Genomic DNA, 15,592 nt, shown 5'->3' with positions numbered 1-15,592 from the left:
GCCCCTCCCGTCAGTTTGCAGCGGGCGTTATGCGCCGGCGTTCCGCAAGGTCGAACAGAAGGGGAAGCTTGCGGACGAGCGCCATCGAGCCGCTCACGCTGGCGCGCTTCGCATCGATCGCGTCCTGAAGGGACACGCTCGTCCCGACAATCTGGAGCACCGCGTCGAACGGAGCTTCCAGCGTTCCCCTGCAGTCGGTGATGCCCCTCTCAATAGCCGTCCCGAAGCCGCCGCCCGCGACCGTGAAGCCCGCCGATTTCTTGCCATGGGTGACCGTAAGGCCGATCCTGATCTCCGGCACGGGTGAACGCTTTGCAATGGCGTCGAGGCCAAGCAGCACCCAATCCGGCTCGAACGTGTCGCCGGGCACCGGTGGGAACAGGAAGCGGCCGCCCCAGCGGATCAATTCCCGGATCGCGGGCTGAACTTCCCGGCCGATCTCGGTCAATTCATATACCTGCGCATTGGCCGGCGGCGGCAAGGCGGTCCGCCGTACGACGTTGCACTCGATCAGGGCGGTGAGGCGCGTTGTCAGCAAGGTGGGGCTCATGCCGTCAAGATGATCCAGGAGATCGCCAAATCGCTTCGGCCCAAGAAGAAGCTCGCGGATGATCAGGAGAGTCCAGCGCTCGCCGATGATCTCCGCCGCGCGGGCGAGTGCGCAGAATTGCGGATAGTGAAGCTTGCTCATGCCGTCGAGGTTGTTTCCTCCGCATCATGTCGGTAGGCGAGGGCGATCAACGGCCCCACGACTGCGAATTGCAGGATCGTGAACGCGGTTTCGAGCAGCACGTAATCCGGCACGGAAACCATCACATGCTTGGCTGCCACCGCCAGCGTGGTGAACGACCACGACAGCAGGCCAGCGCCAAGTCCGTACAAGAGCCCGTCCTTCAGAAACGAGCCGCTGCGTTGTGCAAATACGCGCGGGAACAACCACGAGAAGATCGCGCCCTGGATGATCATCGAACCCAGTCCGAACGCGATCACCGGCTCGTCTCGATAGATCTGGAGCGCGTGGTACTTCTGCTCGAACAGGACGAGGTGCCAGACATAGGCGATCGGAAACGATGGAAGCAGGTAGGCGGCAAAGCCAAGCCAAAAGCCGCGGGCGCCGGTTGGACGGGCAACATAAGATGCTGCTGGCATCGGAAACCCAATTTACTACATTTTTTATAGTATGCAGTCCAAAATATGGAGTCAAGCATTTCCGAGGATCGACTAGCACCGCGGGCTATTTCCCTGTCGTGACAAAGTCCAGGATCTGATCGGTCAGGCGCGTGTCGGCAGTGTTGATCGAATACACCTCCGACATGTGACTGTGCTGCGGCAACAGGATAGCGCGTGCGCATCCGCCGGCGCGTTTGCAACTCGCCTGCTTCGCCAGATCGAATTGCAGCACGAAGCCTGCCGGGTCCAGTTCGGCGGCTGCGAGCATCAGCGGGATCTCCGTTGTCGCCAAACCCTTCAACGAGGATTGTTCGGCGTAGCGTGCGGGATCGGTGCCGAAATAGGCCCGCTGCGTCTCGGCGAGCGGCGTCGCGGTCAGGTCGTAGATGCCCGAGATCATGATCGCCCCCGCGAGGCCGCCGCCTTTGATCTTGTGAAGTTCGGGATGCGAGACATAGGTCGCAACGTGAACCGCGCCTGCGGAGTGCCCCATCAGATAGATGCGCGTGGGATTGCCGCCGCGCTCGCCAATCGTGTCAGTGACCCAATTGAGCGCGGTGGCGAGATCCTCGGCGCCCGCCGGCCAGGGTGACAGTGGCGCGAGGCGATAGGTGACGTTGACGCCGATAAAGCCGTTCTTTGCCGCCCACAGCATGACGTTGTCGTAGAAGGGGCTGGTCGGTGTTCTCCGCTTGTTGCCGCCGACGAAGGCGCCGCCATGGACAAAGATCAATACCGGCCGGGCTGACGCCGCTGTTTCCGGCACAAAGATATCGAGCAGATTGCGATCGGCCGGACCGTATTTGACGTCCCGCTCGACCTTGACGCCTTGATACGGCTCTTTTTCCTGCAGCGGCGCGTAGAGTTCTGCGGTCTTCGGCGGATCGATGACGCGGCCGAGTTCCAACAGTGTCCGCGCGATATGCTCCGGCATCGGGCTCCGCTGCGCTTCGGCCGCGTTCGCCAACATTGCGGCCACAACGACCAAAGCCATTCTTGATAGGGCCATCCGGGCTTCCCACGCATCGTCGAAATTGGCCTAGTTTGGCCGATCCGGCGCTGGATTGGCACCGAATTCACCGTGACGATTCGCTGCATTTGCGCTAGGCAACGATCTACCCCTTGGAGCCGAAACCAGATGAGCCGCCGCGACCGAAAACCGCTAGCCAAGTCGCGCACGCCAGGCGACCGTCCCAAGGGAGCCACGCCCTTCCGCAGCAAGAAGCCTGGCGACCGGCCGCAGGGCAACCGTCCCGGCGGCAAGCCTGCGCGGCTTGCCGAGCCGCGCCGGGAGAAGCCGGCGCCGTTCGTGGCGGAGCCCGCGAAGGTTGTCGCCGAGCCGCCGCCGCTACCGACCAAGGTTCAGACCGTCGTCGTCACCGCGGACGAAAATAACATGCGCGTCGACCGCTTCCTCGAGGCGCGCTTTCCCGGCCTGTCGTTCTCCCACATCCAGCGCATCGTCCGGAAGGGCGAATTGCGCGTCAACGGCAAGCGCGCCGACAGCAAAGACCGGCTGGAAGAAGGCCAGAGCGTTCGCATTCCGCCGCTGCGGCTCGATGCGCCGAAGGGCGCAGGTCCGCTCTCCGAAGCCGCGACCAAGACGCTGCAGGCGCTGAAGGAGATGACGCTGTTCGAGGACGCCGACGTCCTCGTGTTGAACAAGCCGGCGGGGCTGGCGGTGCAGGGCGGCTCCGGCATCACGCGCAATGTCGACCAGATGCTGGAAGTGATGCGCGACGCCAAGGGGCAGAAGCCGCGGCTGGTGCATCGGCTCGACAGGGAAACGTCGGGCTGTCTGCTGGTCGCCAAGACGCGCTTCGCCGCCACCGCCCTGACGGGGTCATTCCGCCACCGCTCCGCGCGCAAGATTTACTGGGCGCTGGTGGCGGGCGTGCCGAAGCCGAAGCAGGGCCGCATCTCGACCTATCTCGCCAAGGAGGAGAGCGAGGAGGACAGCATCATGCGGGTCGCAAAACATGGCGACGAGGGCGCCAGCCACGCGGTGACGTATTACGCCGTGGTCGAGACCTCGGCGCAGAAACTCGCCTGGGTGTCGCTGAAGCCGGTCACCGGGCGAACCCACCAGTTGCGCGCCCACATGGCGCATATCGATCACGCCATCGTCGGCGATCCCAAATATTTCAACAAGGAGAACTGGGACCTGCCGGGCGGCCTGCAGAACCGCCTGCATCTGCTGGCGCGACGGCTCGTGATCCCACATCCGCGCGGCGGCGTGATCGATGTCAGCGCGCCACTGCCGCCGCACATGCTGCAATCCTGGAATCTGCTCGGACTCGAGCATGATCGGTTCGATCCGATCGAGAACGCGCCGGAGGAGTAGCAGCCACGCAACGCACTGGCTGGCGCAATAACTGTCAAACGCAAAAACACGCTGATTTGATATTGTGCGATGCGGACGGTCCTAACATCAGGCCGTCAGGTGCAGGGGGATCGTGCATGAACGGAAATCTGGTTCGGCTCGCGTTTTGCTTTTTCGCTGTGATGGGAGCGTCCGGCGCACCTGGTTCTGCCCGTGCGCAGATGCTCGCTCTCGTCGGCGGCAGTGTCTACGCTTCGCCCGACGCTGCGCCGCTTGCCGATGCCGTGGTTCTCACCGCCATTGGCGCCATCGCCGCAGTCGGAAACCGCAGCGAGGTGCAAGTTCCCTCCGATGCGCGCGTCATCGATTGCAACGGCAAGACCGTGGTCGCCGGTTTCTGGAACAGCCACGTCCATTTCACGCAAGCCGTATGGAGGAATGCGGACTCCGTTCCGGCCGCGCCGTTGCAAGAGCATATGCGCGAGATGCTGACGCGCTGGGGCTTTACGACCGTCTGGGATATCGGTTCAGACGGAAGAGATACGCTCGCGCTGCGCCGCCGGGTCAACTCCGGCGAGGTGCCGGGCCCGGATATTTATACGACTGGCAGCATCTTCCCCAGGGACGGCCATCCCGCCTATCTCCCGGCCGAGATGAAACTACCCATGGCTTCGACGCCCGAGGAGGCTGCGCAATGGGCACGTACCTTTATGGGCTTCGGTCTCGACGGCGTGAAACTGTTCACCGGCTCCTTCAAGGGCACCGGCAAGCCGGTCGTGAACATGGACCCCGGCATCGCCAAGGCGGCAGTCGATGTGGCGCATGCTGCGGGCAAGCCGGTGTTTGCCCATCCGCAAAACATGACGGGCGTCGACGCCGTCATTGCGGCTGGCGTCGACATCATGGCGCACACGGTGGCCGGCGGGCCGGTCTATTCGCCCGAGCAGCTCGCGCGATTCAAGCAGCAGCGCATTGCCCTGGTTCCGACGCTGTCGCTGTTCGCAAAACTTCCCGTTGCGCCCGATATCGCTGCGCGCCTCATCGCGACGACTGTCGCTCAAGTCAAGGCGTTCTCCGACAATGGCGGCCCGGTCCTGTTCGGCACCGATGTCGGCTTCACCACCTATTACGACACCACGCTCGAGTATGAGCTGATGCATCGCGCGCTGTCGGAACGCCAGATCCTGGCGTCGCTGACGACCAATCCCGCGCAATATTTCAAGGCGGCGAAGAAGGGGCGGGTCGAGAAAGAATTCGACGCCGATCTCGTGGTGCTTGACGGCGATCCACTCGCCGACGTCACCAATCTCGCCAAGGTCGCCTACACGATTCGGGCGGGAAAGGTGATCTATCAGAAGCCGTGAGCTGACAACCAGCCTCTCTCCGTCATTCCGGGGCGCGCGCAGCGCGAGCCCGGAATCCATCTATCCATGTGCGCGCGGCCAAATGGATTCCGGGCTCGCGACTTCGTCGCGCCCCGGAATGACGCCGATGGAGACTGATGTGGCGAACGGGCGATTCCGGCGAACGGAACCGGGCATAAGGGGGGCTCAGCGACCCGGCTAGCGGAACCGGCATCGCAGCTTGCCGCCGCAACCTCCTCATCGCCTTTATTTGCATCCACCGGCATCGTATTGTCGGGACTGGATTATCACCGACCTGCTGGAAGCCGCATGCGCGAACTATTCGATGAAGTTGCCGGGCAGTCTCCGCTCGATCCGACGGAAGCAGTGCGCCGCGCCACGCGCGCGCCCCAGCGCAAGCGCATCTACAACGAAGCTGGCATAGCACCGGCCGATGGCGGGTTTGCCGTGACGCTGGATGGCAAGCCGATCCGCACGCCTTCCGGCCGCCAGGTCATAGCGCCGGCGAGCGCCATCGCCGACCACATCGCCGCCGAATGGAATGCGCAAGGCGAGACCATCGATCCCCTGACCATGCCGCTGACGCGCTTCGCCAATTCTGTCGCCGAGGTCGCCGATCGCGTCGATGCCGTGGCCGACGATGTTGCAAAATACCTCGGCTCCGACTTGCTGTTCTACCGCGCCGGCCATCCCGAGGCGCTGGTCGCGCGGGAAGCCGCGCATTGGGACCCGGTGCTGTCATGGGCCGCGAACGAGCTCGGGGCCCATTTCATCCTGTCGGAGGGGATCGTGCATGTCACCCAGCCGGAGCAGGCGATCAAGGCCGCCCGTAACGTGTTTCCGGCCGACCCTTGGGCCGTGGCGGCGCTGCATGTGGTGACGACGTTGACAGGCTCCGCGCTACTGGCGTTGGCGTTGCTGCGCGGGGCCCTCGATTCCGACCAGGTTTGGGCGGCCGCCCATGTCGATGATGACTGGAACGCCGAGAAATGGGGCGTGGACGAGGAGGTGGCGGCTCGCCGGGCCGCCCGGCTGGTCGATTTCCAGGCCGCGGTGACCATTCTGGACGCCCTGAAGGCCTGAGCGCCCGCTGCCGGTTAAGGAGAGGTTTACGGCGGCGGGGTAGCCTTCCCACCCTGGCCGAGACCTCAAGACATGGCGAATTCGATCAATCCCGTTCTGCCGGTGCTTGCCGCCCAAGAAGCTGGCGGCATTGCGCCTGAACTCGTGCTGCGGCCGGGTAGCGTGGTCAACGCCCAGGTCCTGAAAGTGCTATCGGCCGATCTGGTGCGCATTGCGATCGCCAGCCTCTCGATCGACGTGGCCACGGAAATTCCGCTGCAGCAAGGCCAGAACCTGCAGCTTGCGGTATCGCAGACCAAGGACGGCATCCGCCTGGCCGTGGTCGGGCAGGGCAGTGATGCCGCCGGGGCATCCGCCGACGCCGTCACCTTGTCGCCCGATGCGCTGGCCGATGCCGCCGTCAATCGACCGGCCATCGTGTCGGCGAAGAACGTGCTGACGCCGCTGGAGCGCGCGGCCGTCTCCGCCGCCGCCCAAGCGGCGGTTACCGAGCAGGATAGCCTGGCGCCGTTGTTTGCCAATCTGCGCGCGGCGGCTTCCTCCAGCAATCTGCCGCCGAAATTGCAAGCGGCGATCGCGCAGGTGCTGGCGCAACAGACCAGTCTCGATCAGAACCTCGACGGCGCCGACATCAAGACGGCGTTCCAGAAGTCCGGAATATTCCTCGAAGCCTCGCTAGCGTCGGGCTCAGTTCCTCCAAGCGGCGTACCCGATCTCAAGGCCGCGCTGATCGTGCTGCGTCAGACGCTGCAGTCGGCGCTCGGCGTCAATTCGACGGCCGCGCCGGCGGCGACACCGGCTGGGGCCCAACAAGCTGCGCCACCACAGGCCGCCGCGAGCCTTGCGCCGTCCTTGTCGCCCAACGTCGATCTGCCGGAAAACCTGCTGCCGCAGGCGCGATTGCTTGCAGCCGAAAATCTCGCGCTGCCGCTCCATGCCGCCCGAGGCCCGCTGGCCGCCCCGCCTGATGCCGGTGCTACGCTGAACCTGCTGCAGGAAGCGCTGCAGGAACTCGGCGTTCCAGTTCGGGGTGCCACAGCCACGCCGAAAGACGTTCGGGGCAGCGACGTCACCTTCCATACCAACACCCCGCCGCCGCCCATCCGCGGCGGGCTGCCGGCCGCACAGCCGATCGCTTCGCCCACCATCGCGCCGCATGCGCCGCTCGAGGCGACCGCGCACCATCTGCTCGATGATACCGATGCCGCCATCGCGCGGCAGACGCTGCTGCAGGTCGCGTCCTTGCCGGATCGCATCGAGACGGGGCCAAAAGCCGACGTCACGGCGCCACGCTGGAGTTTCGAAATTCCCTTCGTGACGCCGCAGGGCACCGCGATGGCGCAGTTCGAGATTTCCCGCGATGGCGGCAGCGAGGCCGTCGAGGCGGTGAAGCGGGTGTGGCGCGCGCGATTTTCCCTCGATGTCGAGCCGGCCGGTCCGGTTCACGCGCTGATATCGCTGACCGGCGACAAAACCTCGGTGCGGATCTGGGCGGAACGGCCCGCGACCGCAGAGCAACTGCGCGCCGGGACGTCGCAACTGAGTGAGGCGCTCAGCCGAGCCGAATTGCAGCCCGGCGATATCGTGATCCGCGACGGCGCGCCGCCGCAGGCCGCGCCCGCCGCCCGTGCCGGTCATTTTCTGGACCGCGCGCTATGAGCGTCGAAACCAGAAGCAAGCTTGCGGTCGCGCTGCATTATGACAAGACCGGCGCGCCGCGGGTCGTGGCGAAGGGCAAGGGCGTCATCGGTGCCAAGATCATCGAGCTCGCCCGGGAACACGATATCCCGATCGAGGAGAACGAGGTGCTGGCGGGCGCGTTGTCCCATGTCGAGATCGGCGATGAAATTCCGCCGGAGCTCTACAAGGCGGTCGCCGAAGTGCTGATCTTCGTGCTGCGGCTGTCGGGACGGATCCGCTGATCAGTCCCTGCTAATGTCATAGTTTTTCCACGATGCCATCCGCATCGTCGGCATTCCTCAACCAGTTCGGATATCCTCGTGATCAATCGTCGTCATGCGCTCAGCCTGCTTGCCGCGACCACGCTGTTGCCCGCGCGCGCCCTTGCCAATGTCTCCTATCAGCGCAGCGAGTTTCGTGACGATCTGTCCAAGCGCTTTTTCGATCTCGGCACGACCGGCACCTTCGTTGGCTACAAAGTGGATGATTACCTCATCATCGCCAGCGACAAGGTGCGCTCGGGCGAGGGCAGGCTGCCGGCCTCGACGTTCAAGATTGCGAATTCGATCATCGCAATGGAGACCGGTGTGGTCGAGGACCCCGACAAGGACGTCTTCAAGTGGGACGGCGTGACGCGCAGCATCGAGCCCTGGAACAAGGATCACACGCTGCGTTCGGCGATCGCGGCTTCAGCGGTGCCGGTGTATCAGGAGATCGCGCGCCGCATCGGGCTGGAGCGCATGCAGAAATATGTCGACCTGTTCGACTATGGCAATCGCGACATCGGCGGCGGCATCGATCAGTTCTGGCTGACCGGCAATCTGCGCATCGACCCGGTGCAGCAGATCGATTTCGTCGATCGGCTGCGGCGCGGCGTGCTGCCGGTCTCCAAGCGCAGCCAGGAATTGACGCGCGACATCCTCCCCGTGACGAAGGTCGGCGACACCACCATCCGCGCCAAGAGCGGCTTGCTGGGCGCGGAAGCGGGCAAGCCGTCCTTGGGCTGGATGGTCGGTTGGGCCGAGAAGGGCAGCCAGCAGACGGTGTTCGCCATGAACATGGACTGCAAGGAGCAAAGCCACATCGCCGCCCGCATGACGGTCGTGCAGCAATGCCTCGCTGATATCGTTGCGATTTGATGGGCTGATCTGCGCCGGCCTTGCTGGTGCGCGGGGGCGAGTTGAACTAGCATGCCCTGACTACCAGAGGGGGTGTGCATGCCGGATCGTCGCTCGGTGTTGCTGGGAGGCCTGGCGCTTTCGCTTCGACCAGCCTGGGGCTGGGCGCAGACGCCAGCGGAGCAGGATATTGCCGCCATCCTCAAGGAGAGGGTGGATGTCGGGCGTGACACGCTGGGTCTTGTTGCCGCCTTCCTCGACGGTGACAGGCGCAGCGTCACAGTGTACGGGCAATCCGATTCGGCAAACAATCGCCCGCTCGACGCTGACACGGTTTTCGAGATCGGCTCGATCACCAAGGTGTTCACCGCGCTGTTGTTTGCCGACATGGTCTTGCGCGGGGAGGTCGCACCGGATGACCCCGCGGCCAAATATCTACCTGATAGCGTCAAGGTGCCGGATTTCGAGGGTGCGCCGATCACTCTCCTTGACCTTGCGACCTACACATCGGGCCTGCCGCGGATGCCCTCCAATTTTGCGCCGAAAGATCCGAACAACCCATACATCGATTACACGACCGAGCGGCTCTACGACTATCTCTCGAACCACAAGCTCGGCTTCAAGCCGGGCAAGCACTACGAATACGCCAATCTCGGCTTCGGCCTGCTGGGCCACATTCTGGAGCGGCGCGCGGGCAAAAGCTACGAGGAGCTTGTCGTCTCGCGCATCTGCGCGCCGCTCGGCATGGACGACACGCGCATCACGCTCTCGAGCTCGATGCAGCAACGTCTGGCGCGTGGTCACAGCGCCGGTTTGACGCCCGTTGCGAACTGGGATTTTTCGGCGTTCGCCGGCACCGGCGCGCTTCGCTCGACGGCGAACGACCTGATGAAGTTTCTTGCCATGTGCATGGATCCCACCGACACGCCGATTGCCGCCGCGCTGAAGATGACGCTTTCCGAGCGTCGTCCAAGGGCGAAGGAGCGTGACGTGGCGCTGGGCTGGTTCGTCGCGTCACGGTTCGGCGATGAGCTGGTCTGGAAGGATGGCGGCACCGGTGGCTATGCAACCTTCATCGGCTATTCGACCAAAACCCGGCGAAACTGCATTCTGCTTTCCAATGCGGCCGCCTACGGCGCCAATACCGCGCTAGCCACGCATCTCATCAACGCAGCATACCCGCTCCCAAAACTTCGCCGCGAAGTGGCGGTCGATCCGCAAATTCTCGCAACCTATGTCGGGCGTTACGAATTGACGCCGGATTTTGTGCTGACCGTCCGCGCCGACGGCGGCCGGCTGTTTATCCAGGCCACGAGGCAGTTGGAATACGAGGTGTTCGCCGAGAGCGAGCGGAATTTCTTCTATCGCGTGGTCGACGCCCAGATCACCTTTGATCCTGCCGAAGACGGCCAGGCGCGTTCGCTGACATTGCATCAGAACGGACGCGATCGGCCGGGACGTCGCGTGCCGTAGTGTCTTCGTTGCAATCCAGCTCGCGTCTAACGCCGGTTGAGCGCCAGCGAGACTGACGTGACGTTCGTGCCCTGGGGCTGGATCGACACCGTCTGCTTGCCGCCACGTGTCGTCAGCGACAGATGGGCCGAAAAGTTGTCGCCTCGGGCGGCAGCCTCGACATGATCGCCGGCGGCGCGGCCGGTAAGCGTTCCGGAAGCGTTGCGGCTCGCTTCGCTCCATGAGCCCGAAATCGCGCCGCCCCGGTATTCGACCTCGCTTGCGAGATCGAAATTGTAACTCTGGCTCGCGCACCTCAGATTGAGTTGAAGCTGGTCGCCCCTTCCGGTGACGTCGTACGACGCGCGGCAGCGCAATTGCTCGCGTTGTCCGTCACTCGTGCTGAGTACGCCGCCGCCTGACCATGTGCCCGCCATGGCGGTGAAGGGCGAGACGGGTGCGGCCAGCGCCGCGCTGCCGGTCAGACATAACGATGTGGCCACTAAGGCCATTCGTGCGAAATTATATCCAGACATCTTGATGGCTCCTTCGGTTTGGCAATCAACGCCATCAATGGGTTCGCGGTTCCTGAACCGGCACAATGTGTGGCGAGGTTCCGTTGCGAGATCGCAGCAATGCCTCTCCGATGTCCGGGCGATTGGATTGGCGGTCGCACCCGATCGACTGGTGCGCGGGAGCAAGTTGTACTAGCTTGCCATGGCTACCAGGGGGATAGTGCATGCCGCATCGTCGCTCGGTGCTATCAGGAGGCTTGGCGTTTTCGCTTTGGCCGGATTGGGGTTGGGCCCAGATGCCACCGGGGCTGGATGTTGCCGCCATCCTCAAGGAGAGGGCGGATGTCGGGCGTGAAACGATGGGCCTCGTTGCCGCTTTCCTCGACGGCGACCGGCATAGCATCACGGCGTATGGTCAATCCGGCTCCCCCGACAATCGCCCGCTCGATGGCGACACGGTGTTCGAGGTCGGCTCGATCACGAAGGTGTTCACGGCGCTCCTGTTTGCCGACATGGTGCTGCGCGGCGAACTTGCACCGGATGATCCTGCGGCGAAATATCTGCCCCCCAGCGTCAGGATGCCCGATTTCGAGGGCGCGCCGATCACGCTGATGGACCTTGCGACCTTCACGTCGGGCCTGCCGCGGCCGTCGAATTTCGCGCCGAAGGATTGGAGCAATCCTTACATCGACTACACCTCCGAGCGCCTCTACGACTTTCTCTCGAACCACAAGCTCGCCCACAAGCCGGGCAAGCACTACGAATACGCCAATCTCGGTTTCGGCCTGCTCGGCCGCATCCTCGAACGGCGTGCCGGCAAGAGCTACGAGGAGCTGGTGGTTTCGCGGATTTGCGCGCCGCTCGGCATGGAGGATACGCGCATCACGCTTTCGAATTCGATGCGGCAACGTCTGGCGCGTGGCCACAGCGCCGTGCTGGCACCGGTCGCGAACTGGGATTATTCGGCGTTTGCCGGCGCCGGCGCGTTCCGTTCGACGGCGAATGATCTGATGAAATTCTTGCGGATGTGCATGAATCCTGTTGAAGGGCCGGTCGCTTCCGCGCTGAAGATGACGCTTTCCGAACGTCGTCCAATGATGGAAGAGCGTGACGTGGCGCTGGGTTGGTTCATTTCGTCGCGGTTCGGCGATGAACTGATTTGGAAGAGTGGCGGCACCGGCGGTTATGCAACCTTCATCGGCTACTCGACCATGACCCGGCGAAACTGCATCGTGCTCTCCAATGCAGCCGATTATAACCCGAATATCGCGCTTGGCATGCATCTCATCAATGCGGCATACCCGCTCGCAAAAATTCGCCGCGAGGTGCCGGTTGATCCGGCGGTGCTTGCGGCCTATGCCGGACGTTACGAGGTGTCACCGAACTTCATCCTGACGGTGCGTGCAGAAGGCGCGCGGCTGTTCGTGCAGGGGACAGGTCAGGAAGAACTCGAGGCCTTCGCCGAGAGCGAGACCGAGTTTTTCAGTCGCGTGCCCGGTGCCCAGATCACCTTCGCGCGGCCAGAGGGTGGCGTGGTGTCGTCGCTGACGCTGCATCAGAATGGCAAGCATCTGCCGGGCAAGCGGCTGCCTTAGCCTGATCCAACGTCAATTCGGAGACTTCCCGATCCGCCCCAGATGCGTGAAGCCAAAACCGGTGGTGTATTTCAGCCCGTAGCCCAGCGCGCGATCTAAGCCGATATGGGCCAGCCAGATCATGGCAATCGAGAGCGTGAGCGGTGCGGCGGTGGCAAATCCGGTCGTCATGATCGCCATCGGCGCGAGGTAGCTGTGCGCGGCGTTGTAGACGAAGGCCCCGGTTCGCGGTCCTCCCAGATAGGCGGCAAAACTGAGGTCCGGCACGAAGAACAGCAGGGCGTAGACCCACCACGATCCGTCCCAGATATAATAAAGCAGCGTCATACCGATAAAGAGCGCTAATCCCTCCAGCCGCAGCACCGTTCGCACACCCCCTGTAACGGCGCCCGAGGCGTCGGCGCTTGCGGTATCGGTCATTCCGGTCCCCATGGTCAGGATGCGCATATAGGCGCCGTGGGGCGGCGGTACCAGAGGCAGGGATGTTTCCGCTTCTGAAAGGCCGTGCTAGAAGGCCTTCAAATCGTTACTCAAAAGGCGGGCGGAAGCAGCATGAAGGACATCCTGGACACCCTCGAAGAACGGCGCGCCGGCGCCAAGCTCGGCGGCGGCGAGAAGCGCATCGAGGCGCAGCACGCTCGCGGAAAGTTGACCGCCCGCGAGCGCATCGAGCTTCTGCTCGACAAGGGCTCGTTCGAGGAATTCGACATGTTCGTCGAGCACCGCTCGACCGAATTCGGCATGGAGAAGACGAAAGTGCCGGGCGACGGCGTCGTCACCGGCTGGGGCACCGTCAACGGCCGCAAGACCTTTGTGTTCGCCAAGGATTTTACCGTGTTCGGCGGCTCGCTGTCGGAAACCCACGCGCTGAAAATTACAAAGCTGCAGGACATGGCGATGAAGGCGAGGGCGCCGATCATCGGCCTCTATGACGCCGGCGGCGCGCGCATCCAGGAAGGCGTGGCGGCCCTCGCAGGCTATTCCTACGTGTTCCGCCGCAACGTCATCGCCTCGGGCGTGATCCCGCAGATCTCGGTCATTATGGGCCCCTGCGCCGGCGGCGACGTCTATTCGCCGGCGATGACCGATTTCATCTTCATGGTGAAGAACACCAGCTACATGTTCGTCACCGGCCCCGATGTGGTGAAGACCGTCACCAACGAGGTGGTGACGGCAGAAGAACTCGGTGGCGCCTCGGTGCACGCGACGCGCTCCTCGATCGCCGACGGCGCGTTCGAGAACGACGTCGAGACGCTGTTGCAGATGCGCCGGCTGATCGACTTCCTGCCGTCCAACAACACCGACGGCGTGCCGGAATGGCCGAGTTTTGACGACATCGGCCGCGTGGACATGTCGCTGGATACGCTGATCCCTGACAATCCCAACAAGCCCTACGACATGAAGGAGCTGATCCTCAAAGTGGTGGACGAGGGCGACTTTTTCGAAATCTCGGAAGCGTTCGCGAAAAACATCGTCACCGGCTTCGGCCGCATCGCCGGCCGCACCGTCGGCTTCGTCGCCAATCAGCCGATGGTGCTGGCCGGCGTGCTCGATAGCGATGCATCGCGGAAGGCCGCGCGCTTCGTCCGCTTCTGCGACGCCTTCAACATCCCGATCGTGACGTTTGTCGACGTGCCGGGCTTCCTGCCGGGCACCGCGCAGGAGTATGGCGGCCTGATCAAGCACGGCGCAAAACTGTTGTTTGCGTACTCGCAATGCACGGTGCCGCTCGTCACCGTCATCACCCGCAAAGCCTATGGCGGTGCCTTCGACGTGATGGCGTCCAAGGAAATCGGTGCCGACATGAACTACGCCTGGCCCACCGCGCAGATCGCCGTGATGGGCGCCAAGGGCGCCGTCGAAATCATCTTCCGCGCCGACATGAGCGACCCCGAAGCGATCGCCAAGCGCACCAAGGAATACGAGGATCGCTTCCTGTCCCCCTTCATCGCCGCCGAACGCGGCTACATCGACGACGTCATCATGCCGCATTCGACGCGGAAGCGGATCGCCCGGGCGCTGGCGATGCTGAGGGACAAGAAGGTCGAGATGCCCGCGAAGAAGCACGACAATTTGCCGTTGTAACAGGTGCTGTAGAGTGGGTTAGCGAAGCCGTAACCCACCGGCCGCACCAACCGCGCATCGAGACTTCGGTGGGTTACGCTGTGCTAACCCACCCTTCGAAGCTTGCTGCGAAGCTCACAAGTTCGCCTACGCCGCCTTGTGCTGCTGCTTCATGAACTCCGTCGCGCGCTTCTTGAGTTCTGCCGGCGATACGTCCTCGATATGGGTGCCGATGTGCCAGCTATTGCCGGCCGGGTCCTTCACGCCGCCACTGCGGTCGCCATAAAATTGATCCGCGGGCTCCATCAACGATGTCGCGCCGGCCTTGAGCGCCTTCTGATAAACGGCATCGACGTTGGGTACGTAGAGATACAGCATGGTGGATGTTGCCTGTGCACGCTCCGAGGAGTCGGAAATCATCACGATGGAATCTCCGATTTTGAACTCCGCATGCATGACCTTGCCGTCGGGCCGCGTCATCGGCTCGAATACCGGTTCGGCTCCGAAGGCATCTTTCATGAAGCGAATGACCTTCTCCGCCCCATCGACGACGAGATAAGGCGTCACGGTGTGAAATCCCTTGGGAACCGGCTTTACCTGTGTTGCCATGGCTATCTCCTCTGGTTTGATGGACTTGATCCATGCAGAACGGCCCAGCCCGCTTGTTGTTTTGCCGGCGATTGTCGATCCGGTCTTTGAGCAAAGTGTGGCGGCTGCGTTCCGCGCACTGGTGGTCGCGTCAACGTGTGTCCGCTGCCAGGTTCCCCTAGCCGACGAAGCTAACCCGGCACCAGCGGAACAAAATCGTATTCGCCGACCCCTTGCAGAACCAGGAAGGTGAGCGACTTCGTACTCCCGTTGGTCACCAGATGCGGTCGCGTGGGCCTGACGACATAGACTTCGCCGGGGCTCAAATTCACTTCCTCTTTGGGATCCTGCAGGAACAGCCTCATCCGGCCTTCCAGAACGTAAAAAGTATCGGAGACATTGGTGTGGGTGTGCCACGGCACTTTCTGGGTTGCAGAGAGCTGTAACTCCATGATGCGAAAGCCGGGGCGCGCGGCGTGCTCCGCACGACGCTCGACTTCGTAAAGGTGGCTGGCGTCCTTGACGGGCTGCGGCTGGTTCACGACGGCCTCCTTCGGATCATGCGCCCCCATCGCCCAGTGATGCCGCGCAAATGATAGCCTTGCTCTGCCGTTCGCGAAACCGTCAGGGGAGGTCGCCG

16 protein-coding genes are annotated in these 15,592 nt (G+C 63.2%); 9 read left to right on the top strand and 7 right to left on the bottom strand.

All coding sequences use genetic code 11. From position 1 onward, the window contains the following. Positions 1-10 precede the first annotated feature (10 nt). The 3 genes from V1277_RS01400 to V1277_RS01390 all read right to left on the bottom strand — a co-directional run bounded on the left by V1277_RS01400 (position 11) and on the right by V1277_RS01390 (position 2,179). Entirely contained in the window at positions 11-691 is a 681-nt protein-coding gene (locus tag V1277_RS01400) for a winged helix-turn-helix transcriptional regulator (RefSeq protein WP_334414739.1), read from the bottom strand. Next, a complete protein-coding gene (locus tag V1277_RS01395; RefSeq protein ID WP_334414738.1) occupies positions 688-1,149 on the bottom strand; it encodes a hypothetical protein in 462 nt (153 codons plus the stop codon). Before V1277_RS01395 ends, V1277_RS01400 begins: the two co-directional genes overlap by 4 nt. Before the next feature lie 85 nt (positions 1,150-1,234). Then, positions 1,235-2,179, bottom strand: a complete 945-nt coding sequence (locus tag V1277_RS01390) for an alpha/beta hydrolase (RefSeq protein ID WP_334414737.1) — start codon at positions 2,177-2,179, stop codon at positions 1,235-1,237. Positions 2,180-2,308: 129 nt separating this feature from the next. Between V1277_RS01390 and V1277_RS01385 the strand changes: the two genes are divergently transcribed. The 7 genes from V1277_RS01385 (at position 2,309) to V1277_RS01355 (ending at position 10,211) form a co-directional block, all read left to right on the top strand. Beyond that, positions 2,309-3,514: an RluA family pseudouridine synthase gene (locus V1277_RS01385; RefSeq protein WP_334414736.1), complete on the top strand. Its 1,206-nt coding sequence runs from the start codon at positions 2,309-2,311 to the stop codon at positions 3,512-3,514. A gap of 116 nt (positions 3,515-3,630) precedes the next feature. Further along, positions 3,631-4,857, top strand: coding sequence for an amidohydrolase family protein (locus V1277_RS01380; RefSeq protein ID WP_334414735.1), 1,227 nt, complete (start codon positions 3,631-3,633; stop codon positions 4,855-4,857). A 309-nt stretch (positions 4,858-5,166) separates the two neighbouring features. Next, the gene (locus tag V1277_RS01375) at positions 5,167-5,940 is read left to right on the top strand and encodes an ATP12 family chaperone protein (RefSeq protein ID WP_334414734.1); all 774 of its coding nucleotides are present in this window, start codon (positions 5,167-5,169) and stop codon (positions 5,938-5,940) included. Positions 5,941-6,012: 72 nt separating this feature from the next. Next, on the top strand, positions 6,013-7,599 hold the full coding sequence (gene fliK, locus V1277_RS01370; RefSeq protein WP_334414733.1) for a flagellar hook-length control protein FliK: 1,587 nt from the start codon (positions 6,013-6,015) through the stop codon (positions 7,597-7,599). Next, entirely contained in the window at positions 7,596-7,862 is a 267-nt protein-coding gene (locus V1277_RS01365; RefSeq protein WP_028349018.1) for an EscU/YscU/HrcU family type III secretion system export apparatus switch protein, read from the top strand. Before fliK ends, V1277_RS01365 begins: the two co-directional genes overlap by 4 nt. Before the next feature lie 78 nt (positions 7,863-7,940). Then, complete coding sequence (locus tag V1277_RS01360) at positions 7,941-8,759, top strand: penicillin-binding transpeptidase domain-containing protein (protein WP_334414732.1); 819 nt, start codon at positions 7,941-7,943, stop codon at positions 8,757-8,759. A 78-nt stretch (positions 8,760-8,837) separates the two neighbouring features. Further along, the gene (locus V1277_RS01355) at positions 8,838-10,211 is read left to right on the top strand and encodes a serine hydrolase (RefSeq protein WP_334414731.1); all 1,374 of its coding nucleotides are present in this window, start codon (positions 8,838-8,840) and stop codon (positions 10,209-10,211) included. A 26-nt stretch (positions 10,212-10,237) separates the two neighbouring features. Here V1277_RS01355 and V1277_RS01350 read toward each other — a convergent pair whose 3' ends face one another. Next, on the bottom strand, positions 10,238-10,702 hold the full coding sequence (locus V1277_RS01350; RefSeq protein WP_334377111.1) for a hypothetical protein: 465 nt from the start codon (positions 10,700-10,702) through the stop codon (positions 10,238-10,240). Between the two features lie 227 nt (positions 10,703-10,929). Between V1277_RS01350 and V1277_RS01345 the strand changes: the two genes are divergently transcribed. Beyond that, positions 10,930-12,300 carry a serine hydrolase gene (locus tag V1277_RS01345; protein WP_334414730.1) on the top strand — a complete coding sequence of 457 codons (1,371 nt, stop codon included), beginning with the start codon at positions 10,930-10,932 and terminating at the stop codon, positions 12,298-12,300. Positions 12,301-12,312: 12 nt separating this feature from the next. On the opposite strand, the gene V1277_RS01340 is transcribed toward V1277_RS01345, so the two are convergent. Beyond that, a complete protein-coding gene (locus V1277_RS01340) occupies positions 12,313-12,720 on the bottom strand; it encodes a DUF4260 domain-containing protein (protein ID WP_334414729.1) in 408 nt (135 codons plus the stop codon). A 132-nt stretch (positions 12,721-12,852) separates the two neighbouring features. Here V1277_RS01340 and V1277_RS01335 point away from each other — a divergent pair, with 132 nt between their 5' ends. After that, positions 12,853-14,385 carry an acyl-CoA carboxylase subunit beta gene (locus V1277_RS01335; RefSeq protein WP_334414728.1) on the top strand — a complete coding sequence of 511 codons (1,533 nt, stop codon included), beginning with the start codon at positions 12,853-12,855 and terminating at the stop codon, positions 14,383-14,385. A 126-nt stretch (positions 14,386-14,511) separates the two neighbouring features. On the opposite strand, the gene V1277_RS01330 is transcribed toward V1277_RS01335, so the two are convergent. Together V1277_RS01330 and V1277_RS01325 are read right to left on the bottom strand one after the other, a co-directional pair. Continuing rightward, on the bottom strand, positions 14,512-14,973 hold the full coding sequence (locus V1277_RS01330; RefSeq protein WP_334414727.1) for a VOC family protein: 462 nt from the start codon (positions 14,971-14,973) through the stop codon (positions 14,512-14,514). Between the two features lie 170 nt (positions 14,974-15,143). Then, entirely contained in the window at positions 15,144-15,494 is a 351-nt protein-coding gene (locus V1277_RS01325) for a cupin domain-containing protein (RefSeq protein WP_334374629.1), read from the bottom strand. Positions 15,495-15,592 lie beyond the last annotated feature (98 nt).

The organism is Bradyrhizobium sp. AZCC 1588, from assembly GCF_036924735.1.
GTDB lineage: Bacteria > Pseudomonadota > Alphaproteobacteria > Rhizobiales > Xanthobacteraceae > Bradyrhizobium.
Note: the sequence above shows the minus strand (reverse complement) of the source record. Positions and strands in the feature narration are given on the sequence as shown.